General features: G+C 64.8%; 15 protein-coding genes. 2 read left to right on the top strand and 13 right to left on the bottom strand.

Annotated features, from left to right (window positions below; genetic code table 11):
* Positions 1-20: 20 nt before the first annotated feature.
* The 3 genes from tnpB (WDN01_07040) to WDN01_07030 all read right to left on the bottom strand — a co-directional run bounded on the left by tnpB (WDN01_07040) (position 21) and on the right by WDN01_07030 (position 938).
* Positions 21-368, bottom strand: a complete 348-nt coding sequence (gene tnpB / locus WDN01_07040) for an IS66 family insertion sequence element accessory protein TnpB (protein MEJ0025765.1) — start codon at positions 366-368, stop codon at positions 21-23.
* A complete protein-coding gene (locus tag WDN01_07035; protein ID MEJ0025764.1) occupies positions 365-721 on the bottom strand; it encodes a transposase in 357 nt (118 codons plus the stop codon). The genes tnpB (WDN01_07040) and WDN01_07035 overlap by 4 nt, the downstream gene beginning before the upstream one ends.
* A gap of 73 nt (positions 722-794) precedes the next feature.
* The gene (locus WDN01_07030; GenBank protein ID MEJ0025763.1) at positions 795-938 is read right to left on the bottom strand and encodes a hypothetical protein; all 144 of its coding nucleotides are present in this window, start codon (positions 936-938) and stop codon (positions 795-797) included.
* Positions 939-962: 24 nt separating this feature from the next.
* Here WDN01_07030 and WDN01_07025 point away from each other — a divergent pair, with 24 nt between their 5' ends.
* Entirely contained in the window at positions 963-1,154 is a 192-nt protein-coding gene (locus WDN01_07025) for a hypothetical protein (GenBank protein MEJ0025762.1), read from the top strand.
* Here the strand turns inward: WDN01_07025 and WDN01_07020 are convergent.
* From WDN01_07020 to WDN01_06975, 10 genes are all read right to left on the bottom strand, one after another.
* A complete protein-coding gene (locus WDN01_07020) occupies positions 1,151-1,480 on the bottom strand; it encodes a hypothetical protein (GenBank protein ID MEJ0025761.1) in 330 nt (109 codons plus the stop codon). The genes WDN01_07025 and WDN01_07020 overlap by 4 nt on opposite strands.
* Before the next feature lie 137 nt (positions 1,481-1,617).
* Positions 1,618-5,466 carry an RHS repeat-associated core domain-containing protein gene (locus WDN01_07015; GenBank protein ID MEJ0025760.1) on the bottom strand — a complete coding sequence of 1,283 codons (3,849 nt, stop codon included), beginning with the start codon at positions 5,464-5,466 and terminating at the stop codon, positions 1,618-1,620.
* Between the two features lie 630 nt (positions 5,467-6,096).
* Positions 6,097-9,300, bottom strand: coding sequence for an RHS repeat-associated core domain-containing protein (locus WDN01_07010; GenBank protein ID MEJ0025759.1), 3,204 nt, complete (start codon positions 9,298-9,300; stop codon positions 6,097-6,099).
* Between the two features lie 37 nt (positions 9,301-9,337).
* Complete coding sequence (locus tag WDN01_07005) at positions 9,338-10,888, bottom strand: IS66 family transposase (protein ID MEJ0025758.1); 1,551 nt, start codon at positions 10,886-10,888, stop codon at positions 9,338-9,340.
* Between the two features lie 87 nt (positions 10,889-10,975).
* Entirely contained in the window at positions 10,976-11,323 is a 348-nt protein-coding gene (gene tnpB, locus WDN01_07000) for an IS66 family insertion sequence element accessory protein TnpB (protein ID MEJ0025757.1), read from the bottom strand.
* Positions 11,320-11,676, bottom strand: coding sequence for a transposase (locus WDN01_06995; GenBank protein ID MEJ0025756.1), 357 nt, complete (start codon positions 11,674-11,676; stop codon positions 11,320-11,322). The genes tnpB (WDN01_07000) and WDN01_06995 overlap by 4 nt, the downstream gene beginning before the upstream one ends.
* 111 nt (positions 11,677-11,787) lie before the next feature.
* Positions 11,788-12,042, bottom strand: a complete 255-nt coding sequence (locus tag WDN01_06990) for a hypothetical protein (protein MEJ0025755.1) — start codon at positions 12,040-12,042, stop codon at positions 11,788-11,790.
* A 349-nt stretch (positions 12,043-12,391) separates the two neighbouring features.
* Positions 12,392-15,145, bottom strand: a complete 2,754-nt coding sequence (locus tag WDN01_06985) for an RHS repeat-associated core domain-containing protein (protein ID MEJ0025754.1) — start codon at positions 15,143-15,145, stop codon at positions 12,392-12,394.
* A 179-nt stretch (positions 15,146-15,324) separates the two neighbouring features.
* Positions 15,325-15,663 (bottom strand): DUF1493 family protein, encoded by a 339-nt coding sequence (locus WDN01_06980; protein MEJ0025753.1) that lies wholly within the window; start codon positions 15,661-15,663, stop codon positions 15,325-15,327.
* Positions 15,660-22,214 (bottom strand): RHS repeat-associated core domain-containing protein, encoded by a 6,555-nt coding sequence (locus WDN01_06975; GenBank protein ID MEJ0025752.1) that lies wholly within the window; start codon positions 22,212-22,214, stop codon positions 15,660-15,662. Before WDN01_06975 ends, WDN01_06980 begins: the two co-directional genes overlap by 4 nt.
* A gap of 212 nt (positions 22,215-22,426) precedes the next feature.
* Here WDN01_06975 and WDN01_06970 point away from each other — a divergent pair, with 212 nt between their 5' ends.
* Positions 22,427-23,482 carry an Ig-like domain-containing protein gene (locus WDN01_06970; protein MEJ0025751.1) on the top strand — a complete coding sequence of 352 codons (1,056 nt, stop codon included), beginning with the start codon at positions 22,427-22,429 and terminating at the stop codon, positions 23,480-23,482.
* Positions 23,483-23,536 lie beyond the last annotated feature (54 nt).

Raw genomic sequence — 23,536 nt, 5'->3', positions numbered from 1 at the left:
CACGGGAGCCGTGGATATCTCTATCCGGCAAGTTCCGGACGATACGTCCGCTGCGGCGCACGCCAGTCGATGCCTTCGAGCAGATAGCCAAGTTGTGCCGACGAGATGGTTACCGCCTCGCCGGCCGTTGCCGGCCAAATGAAGCGACCGCGCTCCAGCCGTTTGGCGAACAGGCACAGGCCCTGGCCGTCATGCCACAGCAGCTTGATGAGGTCGCCCCGCTTGCCGCGGAACACGAACAGGTGCCCGCCATGCGGATCGTGCTTGAGGACTTCCTGCACCCGCAGCGCCAGACCGTTGAAGCCCTTGCGCATGTCGGTGTGGCCCGCGCAAAGCCATACCTGCGTGCCGGCCGGAACCGGGATCAAGACTCAAGCGCCTCGATCACCCGCCGCAGCGCGACCGCATCGACATCTCCGTTCACCACCACGCGGCGGCCCGAGCCCAGCACGATCTCGATGCTGCCAGGGCTGGATTTTACCGGCGCCACAGCGGGCGCCGCCAGCCCAACGCGGACAAAGCCCTCACCGCTCGGCGGTTGCACAGGCGGGCGTCCGGACCAGATACCTTGCTGCTTGCGCCAGCGGAACAGCAGGCTCGTCGCCACCCCGTGCTTCTTCGCCACCCGCGCCACCGGGCTCGTCTTGCTCTCCTCGATAATCGCCTGCTTCTCTTCATCGCCCCAACGCCGACGCGCATCCGCAACGAACACCCTGGTCATCTGTCCAGACATAGGGACGGTCCCGGTGACTTGAGCCGCTCAATCAGCGACGCTCCAATGACCTATCCTCAAGTCACCGCAACAACGCGCAAGGCGTGCCAGGCCGGACGCTTACCGTCAGGTGGCGGCCGAGCGAGTTGGAGACGTCCGTGAGCAGCGGCCACCAGGACGACTCGACGCCGCCCGCCGTCGGCGGCACCGTATAGGTCAGGTCCACGCTCGTCCCCGCCGGATAGGCGATGTGGGTCAGGTTCCACCCGGTGCGCGCGACCTGGTATTGCGGGATGGCGCCGAGGTCGTCGGCATTGCCCAGCCGCTCGGTGCAGAAGAACGCGAAGGTCGCGACCGTGCGGTCCGGCTCGGTCAGGGTGAAGGCGTATTGCGAGAGGTCGCCATAGGGATCGCAGGCATTGCCGGGAAGCTTGATGGCTAGCGGTTGCTGTTCAGCAACTCCAAAATTCTAGAGAAATTGGCTTGGACATATCTACTGATGCCGACCGCGCTACGAACCTCAGGTGCAGTACGAGCATCCGGATGCGTCTTGGCAATGACTTTCTCAATTGACACCAACCCTTCACCTACAAGACCTATATCCCCATAGATATCAGAACGATCATTTGTAATCCTAACAACAAGACCGTGAAAAATATATTCGACCATACCGCTACCAAAATGTAGATCGTCATAGTGATCGATAATAAGCATTGGAGGGTCGTCAGGGGAGAATGCTCCGAGCGCCTTAATCTTCAAGTCCGACATGGCGTCTCTCCTACTTCTATTCAGAATTAAGGTTTAGCGAAGAATAAAAACTAAACTCGTAAGCACCGAACCAAGACGGTTTCGAACCCACCGCAGACCTCAAATTAGAAGCCGGTAACAGCGATCCGTTCGGCGTTCTATTTGATGGGGCAGTTTAGACGACCGGTGCAATAGGTTCCGACTACGAAGCCATCCCCTATGGACCACCCGGCTCCTGACTCCTGGGAATTCGCACCGCCGACTCCTTTGCCCTTGCCCGGTTTCGGTGGGTCCAACCATTCGCCATCTGCACTAGGTGTATATCCCTTTTCATTCAAGTATTCTAATTCCTGCCTATAAAAATTGTCAGAGTCTCTAAGAGTAGTCGACAACCGAAAGCGAGCACCTGCCGCGATCTCGGCGTCTAGATACGCCCGATTGACCGCCCATCTCGCTGCATCGTTTCCTAGCGCATCCCAGGCCTCTGGCGGGATGCTAAATGCTTTGTAGCCATAGCGTTCAGCGACCTTCAAGTAAGTCGGAAAATGACCCAGCGAGACAACAACTTTTTCCCCAACAATTCGGCCTACAGCGCCTTCTCCTCCTTGGGGCAGCGTTGCGAGAAAGAGGAGAACATCTATTGCGGTTGCGATTTCCTGGCGTCGTTCTTTGGCTAGATGCGGATGCTCGATGCCGTAGACTTCCCCAGTCGAGGCACAGAACATACTTCCCCAGCAGCCGTAATTTTCAGGTAAATGATTGCCGAACGGATCCTTGCCGCTCGGATCCGCTTTATCGCTAGGATCGTTTCGGACATAAGCGTAAAGGTTGAAGTCAGCCTGGTATCCAATGGAATCCGTCTGCAAGAACCGTCCGTGTGCGGACGAGTAGTATCGGGCGCGGTAGTAATAGAGCCCGGTTTCGGCGTCGAGGTAGCGGCCGGTGTAGCGGAAGGGGATGGTCGTGGACGTCGGCGTCGCGCAGGGAGCGCCGGCCGCCGTCATGCAGGTGCCATAGGCGTCGTAGGCGTATGGCCCTTCCGCCGGCGCGCCGGAGGCATCCGACATCGTGACGACGCTGCCTTGCCGGTTGGCATGGACATAGGTGCGGGTCCCCGCCGCCGCGACCATGGCAATCGGCTGGTCGACGGCCGGGCCGGGGACGAAGCGGCGGATCAGGGCGCCGGCACCATCGTACTCGGCGATCTCGTTGTCGCCGTCGTGGAGGAAGCTGGTGGTCGTGGTGGCGGCGGCGGTCCAGGTAAAGGCGCCCCAGACGGCGGTGCCCCACAAGGGCGCCGCGGGGACGGTGATCGCCTTGGCGGTGCGCCGGCCGCGCGGGTCGTAGGCATAGACGGCCAGCGTGCCCGCGGTCTTGGCGACGAGCAGGCGGTTCTCGCCGTCATAGCCATAGGTCCAGGCGCCGTCCGTGGTCAGGTTGCCGTCGGCGTCGTAGGTCAGGCCCGCGCCGCCGACGCTGGCATATTGGTTGAGGCCGTTGGGGACATAGGTCGTCGAGCCCGTGGCGGGCGAGGCGAGCCGCCAGGCGGGATTGGTGACGCTCTCGCCGGCGAGCTGATGCGCCAGATTGTAGGTCAGCGTGGTGATGGCATCGTTGGCGGTGCCGGCGAGGTCGTGGACCAGCGAGGCGAGGTCGCCGGCAGGAGAGTAGCCGTAGCTTATGTTCGTGCCGTTGCCATAGGCGATCCCCGTAGGCTGGGACAGCGGATCGTAGCTGTAGGTGGCGAGGGTGCTCATGCCGTTCTCGCTCGCGGTGCTCATGCGGTTCTGCGCGTCGAAGCCGTATTGCACGTAATAGCCGTCGGGCCAGGTCAGGCGGGTGGGGTTGGAGGCGGCGTCGTATTGATACGAGACCGTCCTGGTGCCGGCGACGCCGGGGACGGTGGTGGCCACGGTGGCGAGCCGCCCCGCCGTGTCGTAAGTGGAGACGATGGTGTTGCCGAGCGTGTCGGAGACGGCGGTCTCGCGGCCGGCGCGGTCGTAGGCGGTGGCGGTGGTCACGTCGGCGCCCTGCGCGCCGAAGGCGGGGACCAGCCGCCGGATCAGGCGGTCGAGCGCATCGTAGGTCGAAGTGATGGTGACTCCGCCGCGGATGCGGTGGCCGGTGACGTTGCCGTTGGCGTCGTAGACGAAGCTCTCGTAATCGGCCGGATCGGTCAGGCCCGCCGTGGTCGGCGACGGATAGGTCTGCCGCGCCATGCGGTCGAAGCCGTCATAGGCGTAGGCCGTGAGGTTGCCGTTGGCGTCGGCGACCGAGAGCTCCTTGCCGTCCGGCGACCAGGTATGGGTGGCATAGACGATCTCCGATGCCGTGCCCGCCGCATGGCGCTCCTGCAGGACCTCGCCGATGAGATCGTAGGTGGTGGAGACCGCCCGGCCCATCGGATCGGTGACCTTGGAGGCGCGGCCCAGGGCGTCGTGCTCGGTCACCGTCACCGCCCCGTCGGGGTCGGTGCTGGTGTGCACCTTGCCGGTCGGCCAATAGGTGAAGCCGGTCGTCGCCCAGGGCGCCCCGCCATTGCCCGTGGCGCGCTTCAGGGTCAGCAGCAGGCCGGTGGGGTCGTAGGTCCACTGCGTGACGGCCCCCAGCGGCGCGTCCCATTCGGCGATGCGCCGGTTCCTGTCATAGGCGGCGGTGTGGGTGTTGCTCCTGGGATCGGTCAGGCTCGTCACGTTGCCCGCCGCGTCATAGCCGAAGGACGTCGTCAGGTTCAGCGCCCCGTCCGAGGCGATGACGGAGGCCAGATAGTGCGATCCGTTGTAGGTGTAGCGGGTGCGCAGGCCCGTGGGGTCGGTCTCCGTCAGCACCTGGCCCAGGCCGTTATAGGTCCAGGACGTGACCGGCGCGCCGCCCGCCACCGCCGGATCGGTGCGGGCGGTCTCCAGGCAGGTGGCGTTGTCGATGGTATGCGTGACGGTGGCGCCGCGCGCGTCGGTCTCGGTCAGGGGCACGTTGCAGGTGGCGTGATAGGTCGCGGAGGTCGCGAGGTCGGCGAGGCCCGAGCCCGGCTTGGCGTGGCGGGTGGTGCGGATCGGGTTGTTGCGGGCGTCGTAGAGCGTGTCCTCGCGGATGCCCTCGGGACCGGTCTTGGCCGTCAGGCGTCCGAGGCCGTCATAGGCCATGGTGGAGAGACGGCCGAGCGCGTCGATATCGGCGACCTCGCGCGCGTTCGGATCGAACAGGCTGACCGTGTGGCCGCTTAAGGGATCGACGATCTCGCCGCGCCGCCCGTTGGCGATGCGGTATTGCCAGACATGGCCCTCGGCGTCGGTGGCGCTCCGGAGCCGGCCGATCTCGTCATAGGCGAAGGCGTAGTCGGCCGCCGCCGTGCTCGCCGGCAGGTGGATCGCCGCCAGGTGCGCCGGCATCTGCCAGGGCAGGTTATCGCCGACGAACTGCGAGAACTGGCCGGAAGCGGCCAGCATGTCGGTCGCCTGGCCGCCGTCCCATTGGCGGATGTAGTCGTAGGTGGTGGTGTTGCCTTCCGGATCGTGCACGGCGCCGAACAGGGTCGAGCAGGGCGCGGTGTAGTCGCTCTGCTTGAGCCAGGGCGAGGCTTTGCAAGCGACCCCGTCGAAGGTCGCGGTCCGCGGATGGGCCGGATCGGTGGCGTCGCTCACCGTCATCACCCCGGCGCCGGGCGCGGCCGCGTAGGCGAGCGTCAGGTGCCGGCCGAGCGAGTTGGAGACGTCGGTGAGCAGCGGCCACCAGGACGATTCGACGCCGTCCGCCGTCGGCGGCACCGTATAGGTCAGGTCCACGCTCGTCCCCGCCGGATAGGCGATGTGGGTCAGGTTCCAGCCCGTGCGCGCGACCTGGTATTGCGGGATGGCGCCGATGTCGTCGGCATTGCCCAGCCGCTCGGTGCAGAAGAACGCGAAGCTGGCGACCGTGCGGTCCGGCTCGGTCAGGGTGAAGGCGTATTGCGAGAGGTCGCCATAGGGATCGCAGGCGTTGCCGGGAAGCTTGCGCGAACCGTTCGGCACGCCGCTTTGAATCGTGCAATCAGGCGATTTAGGAGACAGCAGTATCGACTAGTACGCTATCAACTCTGAAAACGAGGAGCCGAATACCAGCGTCCTTCAAATAGGATGCCTCCAGCCATTTTGGCGTGTGTGTTGACTTGTGTAACATTGCCGCAACTGCTCGAGCGGCTTCAATACTGTTTAACAAACACTTCTCATTAATGGATGACCGAATATAATTCGCAATTATATCAGATCCCGCGAGCGAATGCAGGACTATGGAATAATATTCGTCGTTGTTCTCGGAAAATACGACATCAAATCCCAAGGATATATTTTCTATATTAAATCCATGCGTATCATCGGCGAGCGGCACAAAGCTCCCTCTCACTACGCGAACTGCGTAGTTATGCAAGACTAACTCTGAGATATAAGCTTTGAGGTTCCCGAAACTACCCGTGTATCCTCCGCTGTCGATCCGCCTTCTTATTCGCTGCGGAGCGTCAACCCAAGCGCTGCCGTCCAACCCCTGAAATTCCCAGGCAATTTTTCGTACAGCCGGGTCGTTTATGCCATTTAGCCACTCGGCGCTTAGGCGATTTTTTGCGAGTACGACAAGCCGATCCGTCTGGGCATTTTTTGTCGGCATATTTATTTTACTCTGATATGGTTCTGAGAGCCAATGCGAATATGTTTTCCGCCGACCCAGTGAGATGCTTGATCTGCCGACCGGTGGTCGTCGACTGGTGTTATACCCGCTGCTCGCGCGCGATCTAGTAGACTGTCGGCGTCCGCGTCACTTATTGGATTTCCTTGGTCGCCTCGTTTTTTTGCGTCCTTGGCGTCGCTAGTTACAGCTTCTTGTTCTGGTGTGTGCCTTTTGCTCTCCTTTATATTTACGCTCGGATACGAGCAACCCGGCAGATTGCAAGCGGTATCACCGGACGTCGTGGACGACGCACAGAGAATGCCGCATAAGATGATGCCGGCGGGACTACCCCGAGCGACCGCAAGCCCCATTCTTACGAATACAGGCATTTCTATCGTGGGTGAAATGCGCTTCGTTTCAACCGTGCAAACTTCAATTCCATCTGGACCCGTAACGCAGACATCTGCCCCGAAAGGATCGGTCATATCCGTCGGATCGTTTCCGGCATAGGTGTAGAGATTGAAGTCATCCTCATACCCGACGGGATCGGTCTGGAGGAAGCGTCCGTGTACGGACGAGTAGTATCGGGCGCGGTAGTAGTAGAGCCCGGTCTCGGCGTCGAGGTAGCGGCCGGTGTAGCGGAAGGGGATGGTCGTGGACGTCGGCACGGCGCAGGGAGCGCCGGAGACGGTGCACGTGCCATAAGCATCATAGGCGTATGGCCCCTCTGCCGGCGCTCCCGACGCGTTGGACATCGTGACCACGCTGCCCTGGCGGTTGGTGTGGACATAGGTGCGGGTCCCCGCCGCCGCGACCATGGCGATGGGCTGGTCGATGGCCGGTCCGGGGACGAAGCGGCGGATCAGGGCGCCGGCGCCGTCGTACTCGGCGATCTCGTTGTCGCCGTCGTGGAGGAAGCTGGTGGTCGTGGTGGCGGCGGCGGTCCAGGTAAAGGCGCCCCAGACGGCAGTGCCCCACAAGGGCGCCGCGGGGATAGTGATGCCCTTGGTCGTGCGCCGGCCGCGCGGATCGTAGGCATAGACGGCCAGCGTGCCGGCGGTCTTGGCGACGAGCAGGCGGTTCTCGCCGTCATAGCCATAGGTCCAGGCGCCGTCCGTGGCGAGGTTGCCGTCGGCGTCGTAGGTCAGGCCTGATCCGCCGACGCTGGCATACTGATTCAAACCGTTCGGGACGTAGGTCGTCGAGCCCGTGGCGGGCGAGGCAAGCCGCCAGGCGGGGTTGGTGACGCTCTCGCCGCTCAGTTGATGCGCCAGATTGTGGGCGAGCGTGGTGGTGGCGTCGTTGGACGTGCCGGCGAGGTCGTGCACCAGCGAGGCGAGGTCGCCGGCGGGGGAATAGCCGTAGCCCACGCTTGTCCCGTTGCCATAGGCGAGGCCGGTGCGGCGCGACATCGGATCGTAGCTGTAGGTGCCGAGCGTGGTGGCGCCGTTCTCGCTCGCCGTGCTCATGCGGTCGAGCGCGTCGAAGGCGTATTGCACGTAATAGCCGTCGGGCCAGGTCAGGCGGGTGGGGTTGGAGGCGGCGTCGTATTGATACGAGACCGTCCTGGTGCCGGCGACGCCGGGGACGGTGGTGGCCACGGTGGCGAGGCGTCCCGCCGTGTCGTAGGTCGAGACGATGGTGTTGCCCAGCGTGTCGGAGACCGCGGTCTCGCGGCCGGCGCGGTCGTAGGCGGTGGCGGTGGTCACGTCGGCGCCCTGCGCGCCGAAGGCCGGGACCAGCCGCCGGATCAGGCGGTCGAGCGCATCGTAGGTCGAAGTGATGGTGACTCCGCCGCGGATGCGGTGGCCGGTGACGTTGCCGTTGGCGTCGTAGACGAAGGCCTCGTAGTCCGAAGGGTTGGTCAGGCCCGCCGTGGTCGGCGAGGGATAGGTCTGCCGCGCCATGCGGTCGAAGCCGTCATAGGCGTAAGCGGTGAGGTTGCCGTTGGCGTCGGCGACCGAGAGCTCCTTGCCGTCGGGCGACCAGGTGTGGGTGGCATAGACGATCTCGGACGCCGTGCCGGCGGCATGGCGCTCCTGCAGGACCTCGCCGATGAGATCGTAGGTGGTGGAGACCGCCCGGCCCATCGGATCGGTCACCCTGGAGGCGCGGCCCAGGGCGTCGTGCTCGGTCACCGTCACCGACCCGTCGGGGTCGGTGACGGTGTGCACCTTGCCGGTCGGCCAATAGGTGAAGCCGGTGGTCGCCCAGGGCGCCCCGCCATTGCCGGTGGCGCGCTTCAGGGTCAGCAGCAGGCCCGTGGGGTCGTAGGTCCACTGCGTGACGGCCCCCAGCGGCGCGTCCCATTCGGTGATGCGCCGGTTGCGGTCGTATGTGGCGGTGTGGCTGTTGCCGCGCGGATCGGTCAGGCCGGTGACGTTACCCGCCGCGTCGTAGCCGAAGGACGTGGTCAGGTTCAGCGCCCCGTCCGAGGCGATCACCGAGGCCAGATAATGCGATCCGTTGTAGGTGTAGCGGGTGCGCAGGCCCGTGGGGTCGGTCTCCGTCAGCACCTGGCCCAGGCCGTTATAGGTCCAGGACGTCACCGGCGCGCCGCCCGCCACCGCCGGATCGGTGCGGGCGGTCTCCAGGCAGGTGGCGTTGTCGATGGTATGCGTGACGGTGGCGCCGCGCGCATCGGTCTCGGTCAGGGGCACGTTGCAGGTGGCGTGATAGGTCGCCGAGGTCGCGAGGTCGGCGAGGCCCGAGCCCGGCTTGGCGTGGCGGGTGGTGCGGATCGGGTTGTTGCGGGCGTCGTAGAGCGTGTCCTCGCGGATGCCCTCCGGACCGGTCTTGGCCGTCAGGCGTCCGAGGCCGTCATAGGCCATGGTGGAGAGACGGCCGAGCGCGTCGATATCGGCGACCTCGCGCGCGTTCGGATCGAACAGGCTGACCGTGTGGCCGCTTAAGGGATCGACGATCTCGCCGCGCCGCCCGTTGGCGATGCGGTATTGCCAGACATGGCCCTCGGCGTCGGTGGCGCTCCGGAGCCGGCCGATCTCGTCATAGGCGAAGGCGTAGTCGGCCGCCGCCGTGCTCGCCGGCAGGTGGATCGCCGCCAGGTGCGCCGGCATCTGCCAGGGCAGGTTATCGCCGACGAACTGCGAGAACTGGCCGGAAGCGGCCAGCATGTCGGTCGCCTGGCCGCCGTCCCATTGGCGGATGTAGTCGTAGGTGGTGGTGTTGCCTTCCGGATCGTGCACGGCGCCGAACAGGGTCGAGCAGTAAGCGTCCGGTGATCTACGCGGCTTTGGCGAGCGGAATGGCGGCCCAGTTCCAGGGGAGGATTTCGGTGATGCGGTTGATGGGATGGTCGGCGATTCGGGCGGTCACGTCGCGCAGCCAGGCTTCGGGATCGAGGCCGTTGAGCTTGGCGGTCTCGATGAGGGAGTAGATGGCGGCGGCACGTTCGCCGCCAGCGTCGGAACCGGCGAAGAGGTAGTTCTTGCGGCCGAGGGCGAGCGGGCGGATGGATCGCTCGGCGGCATTGTTGTCGATCTCCAGCCGGCCGTCGTCGAGGTATCGCGCGAGCGCCGTCCATCGCCCGAGCGCATAGCGGATTGCCGCGGCAAGATCGGTCTTTGGCGACAGCTTTTGCTTCGTCGCGGCAAGCCAGGCATGGAGCGCGTCGAGCAACGGCTTGGCCTTTTCCCGCCGCACTCTTTGCCGTTCGTCGGGCGGTCTGCCGCGGGCTTCTTCTTCGACGCGATAGAGCGCGCCGATGCGGCCAAGCGCTTCCTTGGCGATGGGCGAGCCATTCGCGGCATGCACGTCGAAGAACTTGCGCCGGACATGCGCCCAGCAGGCGGCTTCGGCGATTTGGCCCTTCTCGAAGATGGCATTGAAGCCGGCATAGCCGTCGGCATGCAGCACCCCCTTAAAAGCCTTTAGATGCAAGGCCGGATGCTCACCCTTGCGGTCGGGCGAGTAGAAGTAGACGGCTGCCGGTGCGAGCTTGCCGTTATGAGGCCGCTCATCACGCACATAGGTCCACAGCCGCCCGGTTTTGGCCTTTCCGGTTCCCGGCGCCAGCACCGGCACCGGCGTGTCGTCACCGAAGAGAACATCGGATGCCATCACGTCTTTGCGCAGGGCATCGACCAAAGGCGCAAGCAGCGCGCTCGCACGTCCCACCCAGTCCGCCAAGGTCGAGCGTTCCAGATCGATGCCGCGGCGTTCGTAAATCCCGCTCTGGCGATAGAGCGGCAAGTGATCGGCGTATTTGGCAACCAGCACATGGGCGAGCAGGCCAGGCCCTGGGCGGCCGCGTTCGATCGGCAGCGACGGCAACGGCGCCTGGGTGATCGCCTCGCACCTGCGGCACGAGAACTTCGGCCGCACATGCCGGATGACCTTGAACGACGACGGCACATACTCCAGCAGCTCGGTGACGTCTTCGCCCAGACGGCGCAAGTCGCCGCCGCAACGGGGACAGGCGCATTGCGTAGCATGCAGGATCGTCTCGCGGGGCAGATGATCCGGCAACGGCCGCCGCACGGGCTTTTGCAGCGTGTCCGGCGAGGCTGGCGAAGGCGCGGCCGGGGCGGCGGCACTGCTTTCCTGCAGATCGTCCAGCAGCAACTCGAGCTGCTCGATCTGCTGGTCGAGCTTTTCCGACGAACGGCCGAACTGCATGCGCTTGAGCCGATGCAGTTGCGCCAAAACCTGTTCGATGCGCAAATCCTTCGCGCGCAACTCGGCGTCCTTGGCTTCGATCAGCGCCGCCTGCTCGCGCACCAGCGCCTTCAGGGCCTGGGGATCGTCGGGCAGCGAATCGGGAGCAACCGTCATGGCGCAATGCCACCACAGCAAGCTTCCCAAGGCGATTGCTGCGCACTTCCCACGAGTCAGCGTGCCGCACGGGAGCCGTGGATATCTCTATCCGGCAAGTTCCGGACGATACGTCCGCTGCGGCGCACGCCAGTCGATGCCTTCGAGCAGATAGCCAAGTTGTGCCGACGAGATGGTTACCGCCTCGCCGGCCGTTGCCGGCCAAATGAAGCGACCGCGCTCCAGCCGTTTGGCGAACAGGCACAGGCCCTGGCCGTCATGCCACAGCAGCTTGATGAGGTCGCCCCGCTTGCCGCGGAACACGAACAGGTGCCCGCCATGCGGATCGTGCTTGAGGACTTCCTGCACCCGCAGCGCCAGACCGTTGAAGCCCTTGCGCATGTCGGTGTGGCCCGCGCAAAGCCATACCTGCGTGCCGGCCGGAACCGGGATCAAGACTCAAGCGCCTCGATCACCCGCCGCAGCGCGACCGCATCGACATCTCCGTTCACCACCACGCGGCGGCCCGAGCCCAGCACGATCTCGATGCTGCCAGGGCTGGATTTTACCGGCGCCACAGCGGGCGCCGCCAGCCCAACGCGGACAAAGCCCTCACCGCTCGGCGGTTGCACAGGCGGGCGTCCGGACCAGATACCTTGCTGCTTGCGCCAGCGGAACAGCAGGCTCGTCGCCACCCCGTGCTTCTTCGCCACCCGCGCCACCGGGCTCGTCTTGCTCTCCTCGATAATCGCCTGCTTCTCTTCATCGCCCCAACGCCGACGCGCATCCGCAACGAACACCCTGGTCATCTGTCCAGACATAGGGACGGTCCCGGTGACTTGAGCCGCTCAATCAGCGACGCTCCAATGACCTATCCTCAAGTCACCGCAACAACGCGCAAGGCGTGCCAGGCCGGACGCTTACGTCGAGCAGGGGGCGGTGTAGTCGCTCTGCTTGAGCCAGGGCGAGGCTTTGCAAGCGACCCCGTCGAAGGTCGCGGTCCGCGGATGGGCCGGATCGGTGGCGTCGCTCACCGTCATCACCCCGGCGCCGGGCGCGGCCGCGTAGGCGAGCGTCAGGTGCCGGCCGAGCGAGTTGGAGACGTCGGTGAGCAGCGGCCACCAGGACGATTCGACGCCGTCCGCCGTCGGCGGCACCGTATAGGTCAGGTCCACGCTCGTCCCCGCTACGTGATCAGGGTTCGTCTAGCTTCCTTTTATGATCGGCGAGCAAATCCAGGTAGGCAGAACTCCGGACAAACCGTCCAAAGGTCTGATTCTTGCGGTGAGCGGCTTGCCGTACTCGGAGTATCCAAATGGGCCAAATTACAATAAACGTGACAACAAGACCTGCTATCAAAGCAAAAGGGCCTATCCTCAGCGCCAATTCAAAATTAAACACCGTCTGTCCCAAAGAATTTAGAACGATCAACAGTGCTGTTCCGAGGATAAGGGTCAGAACAAGGTTCAAGTTTTTTTTCGCGACGAGCACGATAAGTCGATATAGAAAGTTCATGTGTCCTACCTAGCGCCGTAAGCTTTCGGGTTCTTTCTCCGGTGCGAGTTTTTTTTGAGGCGAACCATTAATAAGTGAATTCAATGCACCTTCAGCTTTTCCTTGAAGCAAACCAGTGCCGACCTCAGACGCGCGACGACCGCCGGCTTCGGCAAGTGGAATAGCCGCGGCCCGGGCTTCTGCTTGTGCCGCTGGGCTGAGTATCCGGCCGGCAAGAGCCGCCGCTCCTCGCGCGCCAACGTCTGCGATCTTTCCGCCCACGACCGCCGCCGCTGCGCCGGTTGCCACATCGGTTACGACTACAGCAGCATTTTTTCCGGGTGTATCGCCATAGCGCCCCAAATTCCCTTCTGACGCCGCTGTAACGACGCTTTGCACAGCATGAGCGCCACCGCCGACTGCCGCTATTGTCAACAACCCAGCACCAGAGCCGGCAACTGCACCTACGACGGCGCCTTCTGCTGTGTTGGCTAACGCGCCGGTAAAAGTCGGATGGTCGCTTGTCGCAAGATATACCCCCAGTCCGACGGCGCCGCCGATGGCAGCTCCAATAGCTACTGTGCAAACCGGATAACACTTTCCCGTCGGATCTCCCTTATCCGTCGGATCATTCTTCACGTAGAGATAGAGGTTGAAGTCATCCTCATACCCGACGGGATCGGTCTGGAGGAAGCGTCCGTGTACGGACGAGTAGTATCGGGCCCGGTAGTAATAGAGGCCGGTCTCGGCATCGAGGTAGCGGCCGGTGTAGCGGAAGGGGATGGTCGTGGACGTCGGCATCGCGCAGGGAGCGCCGGAGACGGTGCACGTGCCATAAGCATCATAGGCGTATGGCCCCTCTGCCGGCGCTCCCGACGCGTTGGACATCGTGACCACGCTGCCCTGGCGGTTGGTGTGGACATAGGTGCGGGTCCCCGCCGCCGCGACCATGGCGATGGGCTGGTCGATGGCCGGTCCGGGGATGAAGCGGCGGATGAGCGCGCCGGCGCCGTCGTATTCGGCGATCTCGTTGTCGCCGTCGTGGAGGAAGCTGGTGGTCGTGGTGGCGGCGGCGGTCCAGGTAAAGGCGCCCCAGACGGCAGTGCCCCACAAGGGCGCCGCGGGGATAGTGATGCCCTTGGTCGTGCGCCGGCCGCGCGGATCGTAGGCATAGACGGCCAGCGTGCCGGCGGTCTTGGCGACGAGCAGGCGGTTCTCGCCGTCATAGCCGTAGGTCCAGGCGCCGTCCGTGGTCAGGTTGCCGTCGGCGTCGTAGGTCAGGCCTGATCCGCCGACGCTGGCATACTGATTCAAACCGTTCGGGACATAGGTCGTCGAGCCCGTCGCGGGCGAGGCCAGCCGCCAGGCGGGGTTGGTGACGCTCTCGCCGGAGAGCTGGTGCGCCAGGTTGTGGGTGAGCGTCGTCGTGGCGTCGTTGGCGGTCCCGGCGAGATCGTGTACCAGCGAGACCAGGTCGCCGGCAGGGGTGTAGCCGTACGTGATCGCCGTCCCATTGCCATAGGCGAGGCCGGTGCGCCGCGACATCGGATCGTAGCTGTAGGTGCCGAGCGTCGTGGCGCCGTTCTCGCTCGCCGTGCTCATGCGGTCGAGCGCATCGAAGGCATATTGCACGTAATAGCCGTCCGGCCAGGTCAGCCGGGTGCGGTTGGAGGCGGCGTCGTACTGGTAGGAGACGGTCCTGGCCGCGAGCGCCGGGGTGGTGCGGGTGGTGGCGGAGAGCCGCCCCGCCGTGTCGTAGGCCGAGACGATGGTGTTGCCCAGCGTGTCGGAGACGGCGGTCTCGCGGCCGGCGCGGTCGTAGGCGGTGGCGGTGGTCACGTCGGCGCCCTGCGCGCCGAAGGCCGGGACCAGCCGCCGGATCAGGCGGTCGAGCGCATCGTAGGTCGAAGTGATGGTGACCCCGCCGCGGATGCGGTGGCCGGTGACGTTGCCGTTGGCGTCGTAGACGAAGGCCTCGTAGTCCGAAGGGTTGGTCAGGCCCGCCGTGGTCGGCGAGGGATAGGTCTGCCGCGCCATGCGGTCGAAGCCGTCATAGGCGTAAGCGGTGAGGTTGCCGTTGGCGTCGGCGACCGAGAGCTCCTTGCCGTCCGGCGACCAGGTGTGGGTGGCATAGACGATCTCGGACGCCGTGCCCGCCGCATGGCGCTCCTGCAGAACCTCGCCGATGAGATCGTAGGTGGTGGAGACCGCCCGGCCCATCGGATCGGTCACCTTGGAGGCGCGGCCCAGGGCGTCGTGCTCGGTCACCGTCACCGCCCCGTCGGGGTCGGTGCTGGTGTGCACCTTGCCGGTCGGCCAATAGGTGAAGCCGGTGGTCGCCCAGGGCGCCCCGCCATTGCCGGTGGCGCGCTTCAGGGTCAGCAGCAGGCCCGTGGGGTCGTAGGTCCACTGCGTGACGGCCCCCAGCGGCGCGTCCCATTCGGTGATGCGCCGGTTGCGGTCGTATGTGGCGGTGTGGCTGTTGCCCCTGGGATCGGTCAGGCTCGTCACGTTGCCGGCCGCGTCATAGCCGAAGGATGTGGTCAGGTTCAGCGCCCCGTCCGAGGCGATGACGGACGCGAGATAGTGCGATCCGTTGTAGGTGTAGCGGGTGCGCAGGCCCGTGGGGTCGGTCTCGCTCAAGACCTGGCCCAGGCCGTTATAGGTCCAGGAGCCGCGAAGGGTTCGCGTCGAAGGAAATCGCCGGTTGCAGACCGTCCCGCGCCGGCGCGGCGGTGCTCCGCGCCGTCGCGGATATGGTAGGTGTACGGATGATCCGGCCACATCGTATTGTTTTCGAGAAGCGCGATGAGACGGATGGTTGGCGGAAAATGCAATCAACCCTGTACTTCCAGATTGTAGGCACACATTCCGTTCCAAGAGACCTCGATCTTACTCGACGCAGGTATTCTTCTTCTGACACTCTCGATGCGCGGGATCGATGGCATGCGAAGTGCAGACGCCTACTCGAACCATGCACCATTTTGAACTACATCAATCAAATGACATATAGTGAGCTTCTTTTTTGAGCGTCTGCAAAATCCCAATAGCCTTCCAATGTGCGCCATGAGAGCTTCCTCTTCGTTCTGGAAATAATCATTAAAATTAAACCCATCGAAGCGCGTTCCGAAACTATTTCTAATTTCGCTAATAAAATCCCATGCATCGTCGCCGGCTATTCCAAGATCACCAAATATTTCAGTTAACTCTGAAATATCTATATTTGACGCGACAATCCGACGCAAAATCGCTTGCAATTCCTCTCTTATGCGATCCCGGGACAGTCCAGCCGATCTATTCATCTACTTGCTTCTCTTCTTGTCGGAATGTCGGTGCACGTTGGAGCATCCCAATACGATTCGAACTCCGCGAACATGGACAATGCACCTAGTACAGGGAGCGCACGCCCAATTGATCCGCCGACGCTTGCCGTGCCAGTGAGGCTCTTCACCCCCCCAACTCTAGCACCGCCGGTCAACCCTCTCGCCGCCGCAGACGCCGGAGACGTCACCCGTCCACTTGGCCCGCCTCCTCCGATGCCTCCTGGTTTATCCATAGTCGGCATTGCTGAATTGGACATCCCGTATCCGAGTCCTGCTTGACCTGTCGCATTCGAACCGCCTCCGCCGTACACTGCAACGAAGCCACTACCCCCAATATTCTTGTAGGCGTGTACGCTGCCGTCTGGAAGTTTACAGTATCCGTCTACGTCGCCACTATCTGCTGGTCCGGTTGCAGGCGCGTCAGATCCGGGCTGATCCGGCGACTTTGGATTGGCTGGTGAAGGAGAAGATGGCGGCGGCGACGGAGGTGGCATCGTCGGCTTGGGACGCCCAGAGGTTGGTATTATAGGTGGAGGATCATCGCGTTTACGACTGACGTCGCAATGCTCAATTCCGTCATCACCAACTACGCACGGGTCGAGTCCCATCGGATCGGTCATATCCGCCGGATCATTTCCGACATATGTGTAGAGATTGAAGTCGTCCTTGTACCCGACGGGATCGGTTTGCAAGAATCGTCCGTGTACGGACGAGTAGTACCGTGCGCGGTAGTAATAGAGCCCGGTCTCGGCGTCGAGGTAGCGGCCGGTGTAGCGGAAGGGGATGGTCGTGGACGTCGGCATCGCGCAGGGAGCGCCGGAGACGGTGCACGTGCCATAAGCATCATAGGCGTATGGCCCCTCTGCCGGCGCTCCCGACGCGTTGGACATCGTGACCACGCTGCCCTGGCGGTTGGTGTGGACATAGGTGCGGGTCCCCGCCGCCGCGACCATGGCGATGGGCTGGTCGATGGCCGGTCCGGGGACGAAGCGGCGGATGAGCGCGCCGGCGCCGTCGTATTCGGCGATCTCGTTGTCGCCGTCGTGGAGGAAGCTGGTGGTCGTGGTGGCGGCGGCGGTCCAGGTAAAGGCGCCCCAGACGGCAGTGCCCCACAAGGGCGCCGCGGGGATAGTGATGCCCTTGGTCGTGCGCCGGCCGCGCGGATCGTAGGCATAGACGGCCAGCGTGCCGGCGGTCTTGGCGACGAGCAGGCGGTTCTCGCCGTCATAGCCGTAGGTCCAGGCGCCGTCCGTGGTCAGGTTGCCGTCGGCGTCGTAGGTCAGGCCTGATCCGCCGACGCTGGCATACTGATTCAAACCGTTCGGGACATAGGTCGTCGAGCCCGTCGCGGGCGAGGCCAGCCGCCAGGCGGGGTTGGTGACGCTCTCGCCGGAGAGCTGGTGCGCCAGGTTGTGGGTGAGCGTCGTCGTGGCGTCGTTGGCGGTCCCGGCGAGATCGTGTACCAGCGAGACCAGGTCGCTGGCAGGGGTGTAGCCGTACGTGATCGCCGTCCCATTGCCATAGGCGAGGCCGGTGCGCCGCGACATCGGATCGTAGCTGTAGGTGCCGAGCGTCGTGGCGCCGTTCTCGCTCGCCGTGCTCATGCGGTCGAGCGCATCGAAGGCATATTGCACGTAATAGCCGTCCGGCCAGGTCAGCCGGGTGCGGTTGGAGGCGGCGTCGTACTGGTAGGAGACGGTCCTGGCCGCGAGCGCCGGGGTGGTGCGGGTGGTGGCGGAGAGCCGCCCCGCCGTGTCGTAGGCCGAGACGATGGTGTTGCCCAGCGTGTCGGAGACGGCGGTCTCGCGGCCGGCGCGGTCGTAGGCGGTGGCGGTGGTCACGTCGGCGCCCTGCGCGCCGAAGGCCGGGACCAGCCGCCGGATCAGGCGGTCGAGCGCATCGTAGGTCGAAGTGATGGTGACCCCGCCGCGGATGCGGTGGCCGGTGACGTTGCCGTTGGCGTCGTAGACGAAGGCCTCGTAGTCCGAAGGGTTGGTCAGGCCCGCCGTGGTCGGCGAGGGATAGGTCTGCCGCGCCATGCGGTCGAAGCCGTCATAGGCGTAAGCGGTGAGGTTGCCGTTGGCGTCGGCGACCGAGAGCTCCTTGCCGTCCGGCGACCAGGTGTGGGTGGCATAGACGATCTCGGACGCCGTGCCCGCCGCATGGCGCTCCTGCAGAACCTCGCCGATGAGATCGTAGGTGGTGGAGACCGCCCGGCCCATCGGATCGGTCACCCTGGAGGCGCGGCCCAGGGCGTCGTGCTCGGTCACCGTCACCGACCCGTCGGGGTCGGTGCTGGTGTGCACCTTGCCGGTCGGCCAATAGGTGAAGCCGGTGGTCGCCCAGGGCGCCCCGCCATTGCCGGTGGCGCGCTTCAGGGTCAGCAGCAGGCCCGTGGGGTCGTAGGTCCACTGCGTGACGGCCCCCAGCGGCGCGTCCCATTCGGTGATGCGCCGGTTGCGGTCGTATGTGGCGGTGTGGCTGTTGCCCCTGGGATCGGTCAGGCTCGTCACGTTGCCGGCCGCGTCATAGCCGAAGGACGTCGTCAGGTTCAGCGCCCCGTCCGAGGCGATGACGGAGGCCAGATAGTGCGATCCGTTGTAGGTGTAGCGGGTGCGCAGGCCCGTGGGGTCGGTCTCCGTCAGCACCTGGCCCAGGCCGTTATAGGTCCAGGACGTGACCGGCGCGCCGCCCGCCACTGCCGGATCGGTGCGGGCGGTCTCCAGGCAGGTGGCGTTGTCGATGGCGTGGGTGACGGTGGCGCCGCGCGCGTCGGTCTCGGTCAGGGGCACGTTGCAGGTGGCGTGATAGGTCGCCGAGGTCGCGAGGTCGGCGAGGCCCGAGCCCGGCTTGGCGTGGCGGGTGGTGCGGATCGGGTTGCTGCGGGCGTCGTAGAGCGTGTCCTCGCGGATGCCCTCCGGACCGGTCTTGGCCGTCACCCGGCCGAGGCCGTCATAGGCCATGGTGGAGAGACGGCCGAGCGCGTCGATATCGGCGACCTCGCGCGCGTTCGGATCGAACAGGCTGACGGTGTGGCCGCTTAAGGGATCGACGATCTCGCCGCGCCGCCCGTTGGCGATGCGGTATTGCCAGACATGGCCCTCGGCGTCGGTGGCGCTCCGGAGCCGGCCGATCTCGTCATAGGCGAAGGCGTAGTCGGCCGCCGCCGTGCTCGCCGGCAGGTGGATCGCCGCCAGGTGCGCCGGCATCTGCCAGGGCAGGTTATCGCCGACGAACTGCGAGAACTGGCCGGAAGCGGCCAGCATGTCGGTCGCCTGGCCGCCGTCCCATTGGCGGATGTAGTCGTAGGTGGTGGTGTTGCCTTCCGGATCGTGCACGGCGCCGAACAGGGTCGAGCAGGGGGCGGTGTAGTCGCTCTGCTTGAGCCAGGGCGAGGCTTTGCAAGCGACCCCGTCGAAGGTCGCGGTCCGCGGATGGGCCGGATCGGTGGCGTCGCTCACCGTCATCACCCCGGCGCCGGGCGCGGCCGCGTAGGCGAGCGTCAGGTGGCGGCCCAGCGAATTGGCGACGTCCGTGAGCAGCGGCCACCAGGACGATTCGACGCCGTCCGCCGTCGGCGGCACCGTATAGGTCAGGTCCACGCTCGTCCCCGCCGGATAGGCGATGTGGGTCAGGTTCCAGCCCGTGCGCGCGACCTGGTATTGCGGGATGGCGCCGAGGTCGTCGGCATTGGCCCGCCGCTCGGTGCAGAAGAACGCGAAGGTCGCGACCGTGCGGTCCGGCTCGGTCAGGGTGAAGGCGTATTGCGAGAGGTCGCCATAGGGATTGCAGGCGTTGCCGGGAAGCTTGCGCGAACCGTTCGGCACCCCGCGATAGAACCCGGTTGTGCCCGAGCCGTTGCCGATCCGCGGCGCGACCGAGGCCGGCAGGGTGTACCAGCCGGGGCCGATCGTCGTGTTGCCCACGGGATCGCTGCCGAACTGGCGCACCACCGTGCCCGACAAGGTCGAGGCGTCGCCCGGCGGCGCGGCGAGGCTGTTGTCGGCCAGGAGCGTGAAGGCCTTCTGGCTGGCGCCCATGGTGACTTCCACGGTGTTCGACGCCACCCGCTCGGCCCACCACATGTTGACCAGACCGGCGATGACATGGTGCTCGAGCGTGTCGAGGTCGGTGCCCTGCGCGGTGGGCGCCAGCCAGTTGAGCGCCGTCAGCGTCACCAGAAGCTCGGCGGCGGCCCGCGGGCTGCTCCCGCCCATCGCCGCCAGCCCGTCGCCCGAGACCGAGATCCCGCTGTCCCAATTGCTCGTCCAGCCGGCGTCGAACCCGGCGCGGAAGGTGCGCTGGTAGGAGAGGCTGAACGGCGCCGGCCCGCTGCCGGCCACGATGTCGGGCGGCATTGTGAGGCTGAGCGTGCCGCTGCGCATGTCGACGTCGCGGGCGATGCCGTGCACGCCGCCGTTCTTGTCGAGGACATTGGCTTCCGGCTTGAACAGCTCGTCGGGATTGGTCGTGACCGAGCCGCCGCCGCCCTTGTCCGTCCCGTCGCCGCGCACCACGTCGTAGGCGATGTGCGAATCGTCGGGCAGATAGCCGATGAAGGCGCCGCCGCGGTCGACGCTCGGATCGTAGTACTGGAAGGTCGTCGGCCCGCCGGGCAGTAAGACATTGCGTTGCGCGCCCGGCCCGAGGAACGAGCTGACGGGCAGGACGAGGGAATAGCCGGCCTGGATGAACGCATCGGCCTGCGCCGAGACCAGCGCGACCTGCGATCCGGCGACCGGCGGCGGGTCCTTGTTGGAGGTGACGTCGGCCCATTCTCCGACATAGTCGGCCAGCAGGTTGGCCTTCGCCGTCGTCCAGTTCGCGGGCGTGGCGTATTCGATCCAGTCGGAGCCCGTCGGCACCGTCGCCCGGTTCACCCAGTCCAGGGAGGAGGCGACCGAGGTCGGGTAGGTCGACTGCGCCGACTGTTCCGCCACGCTGGCCTCCAGCGTGTTGGCGAGGCTGGCGAGCGTCGCCAGCGCGGTCTTGCGCATGCCGGCGTCGTTGCTGAGGCTCTCGAGGCTGAGGCCGGTGTCGATGTTCATCTTGTCCGACGAGCCGATCACGAGCGCGGTGTGGGCGCCGTCCTGGAGTTGCGGCAGCAGCGAGGTCATCACGATCGAGTGGTGATGCAGCGTCATCGTGCCGTCCATGCGCGACGACAGGTCGGCGAGCCGCCAGAACTGCGCCAGCCAGGCGGCGCCAAGGAGCGCGCGCTGCCCCGGCGCATAGTCGAACGTGCCCGACACCACGCAGGTGTTCAGGTCCGGATCGGTCACGCTGCTCGTGCATTGGTCCTGCAGGATATTGCCCTTGGCGCCGCCGACGCGCAGCGCGATGCGCTGGCGGTACTCGGCCGAGGTTTCGCCCAGGCCCAGCAGGATCACCACCGGCACCTCGCGCGCATAGGCGTTCTGGGTGAAGGTGTCGTCCATATACGCGCCGGACGACGCCGCATAGGGATGGTTGATGTCGACGTTGATGAGGCACTTGAACGTGAGCAGCTCCGTGACATACGCGCCATGCGCCACCGTCACGCCGTCCAGATTGATCTGCCAGCCCGTATAATAGGCATTGGCCCTGCTGTACTGCACGATCAGGGGCTTGGCGTAGATCTCGTCGCCGTAAAACGTGACGTCGATGTCGTCCATGTGGATGCGCAGCGACGTGCGCAGCGCGTTCGGGATGTCGTTGGAGAACGTCGCGCCGACCGTCGTCTGATAGCTCAGCGAGGTCTGGCGCAGCGGAATCTCCGCCACCGTGACGATGTCCGTCGCCCCCATCACCGCGTCCATGTCCGCCGTCGGCTGGTTCGTCTTCAGATAGGTCAGCAGCGTCGTCGAATAGCCCTGCATCGCGCTCGCGATATTGGCGATGTTGAGATGGCGGATCTTGGCCACGCCGCCGGTCGTATCCGTCTGGGCCCCGGTCAGAGCGCCCGACAGGAAGGTCGTGCCGTTGAAGCCGATGGCGCTCGACAGGGCGATGCCCGGCGTGACCGTCGAGGCCTTGTAGCTCGGATCGAACGCGTAGCTCGTCCCTCCCAGCGTCGCCGTCACCCAGATATGCATCATGACGACGGAGTTGATCGTCGCCCCGGTTGCCGAAACCGTCGCCGGAATTCCGCCATCGGCGAGCAATCGCGTCGCGGCCGTCGCATCGCTGACGCCGAACCAGCTCGAGAATTGCGCGCCTGTGAGCGTGATGGTGCCCAGCTTGTACTGCGCCGCAAAGCCGGAGGCGCGCAGCATCTCGACCATGAGATGGGCCTGGTCGAAGGCCGTACCGGCGCGATCGATCGCGGCGCCCCGCGCCCCCTTGCTCAACCCGAAGGTCGGCGTCAGCCGGACATTGTTGCGGACCCACCAGTAGATCTTGTCCGGATCGTTGCCCAGCGCGCGGGCGAGATTGACGATTTCCGGATCGGTCGTCGTGCGCGGATTGCTCGTCAATCCCTGCGCCTGGTAGTAGGTCAGCGCGCTCGCCGGACTGATGAGCGTGCCGGCGCCGACGGTGATGGACGGCAACGAGACCGCGGCCGAGACCGGGCGTACCGCAAAGCAAAAGACGAGAGACGCTAAAATCCAAGCAATCGCCAAACGATTTCGCGCCAGCACCCGATCATCCTTCAAGAACAGAAATAGAAGACTGCATCTGTCTTGCGATTGTCGGGCAAGGTTCTATGATTGTCGAGACACGTTCTTCGTCAGAAGTTGAAAATTTTCCTCGGGACGGCAGAGTGACGAAACGACCGGTTCTCTATGTGGCGATTGTACTTGCGATTACTCTCACGGCTTCCGGCGCGACGGATGTCACTTACACTTACGATCTTCTCGGCCGGCTCGTTTTTGTCCATCGCGCGGGCGGTAACACAATACACTACGTCTACGATGCGGCCGGAAACCGAACGCAGGTCTCGACCGCGTCGACCAACTACGCGCCGCTGGCATTTCCTGATTTGGTCGGCACCGACGAAACGGTCGCGATCACCTTCGATCCGCGCATCAACGACCAGGATCCGGAGGGCGATACGCTGACCATCAGCGCCAAGACGAACGGGGCCCACGGTACGGTGACGCTCAACGGCGGAACGAGTCTTACCTACACGCCGACCGGCTACTACAACGGCCCCGACAGCTTCACCTATACGATTTCGGACGGCCACGCTAACGCGGCCGTCGGTACCGTCGCGATGACGGTGAATTTCGTGAACCAGCCGCCCGCGGCCGCGAACGACTCCATCACGACCAACCACAACACGCCCTATACGTTCGACCCGCGGACGAACGACGGCGATCCGGAAAACGACCCCATCACCATAACCGCGAAGACCAACGGATCGCATGGCACGGTGATGATCAATGGCGGCACCAGCGTCACCTACAATCCGACCCATGGCTACTCCGGCTCCGACAGCTTCACCTACACAATTTCCGATGGCCACGCCCATGCTGCGACGGCGACGGTTTCCGTGACCGTCACGGCGATCAACCAGCCGCCGGTTGCCGTCGATGACGGATATACGGTCGCGGCCGGCACGAAGGACTACACCTACGATCCCAGGACAAACGACAGCGATGTCGACGACGATGCGCTCACGATCACCGCCGTTTCGTCGCCGACGCTGGGTACCGTGACGATCAACAGCGGCACGTCGCTAACGTCCCATTTGGGGCTGGGCGGCATTGCCGACGGAGCCGTGCAGCAATTCACTTACACGATCTCGGACGGCCACGGCCACACGGCGACGGCGACCGTCGCCATCAATGGCCAATGTTCCGGCCCGACCTGTTGACGGTCCTATGCGACTTGAGCGTGCCTGGCGAGCGATCGGCAAAACGCCATCGCG

The sequence above is a fragment of the Rhizomicrobium sp. genome (assembly GCA_037200985.1).
Taxonomy (GTDB): domain Bacteria; phylum Pseudomonadota; class Alphaproteobacteria; order Micropepsales; family Micropepsaceae; genus Rhizomicrobium.
The sequence above is the reverse complement of the archived record's forward strand: the minus strand, read 5'-3'. Positions and strand labels throughout refer to the sequence as shown.

What these genes read in the sequence shown, in the direction of transcription:
- WDN01_07005 (MEJ0025758.1), bottom strand. Translation starts at nt 10,888, where the DNA reads ATGACGGTTGCTCCCGATTCGCTGCCCGACGATCCCCAGGCCCTGAAG.
- WDN01_06980 (MEJ0025753.1), bottom strand. Translation starts at nt 15,663, where the DNA reads ATGAATAGATCGGCTGGACTGTCCCGGGATCGCATAAGAGAGGAATTG.
- WDN01_07035 (MEJ0025764.1), bottom strand. Translation starts at nt 721, where the DNA reads ATGACCAGGGTGTTCGTTGCGGATGCGCGTCGGCGTTGGGGCGATGAA.
- WDN01_07020 (MEJ0025761.1), bottom strand. Translation starts at nt 1,480, where the DNA reads ATGTCGGACTTGAAGATTAAGGCGCTCGGAGCATTCTCCCCTGACGAC.
- WDN01_06995 (MEJ0025756.1), bottom strand. Translation starts at nt 11,676, where the DNA reads ATGACCAGGGTGTTCGTTGCGGATGCGCGTCGGCGTTGGGGCGATGAA.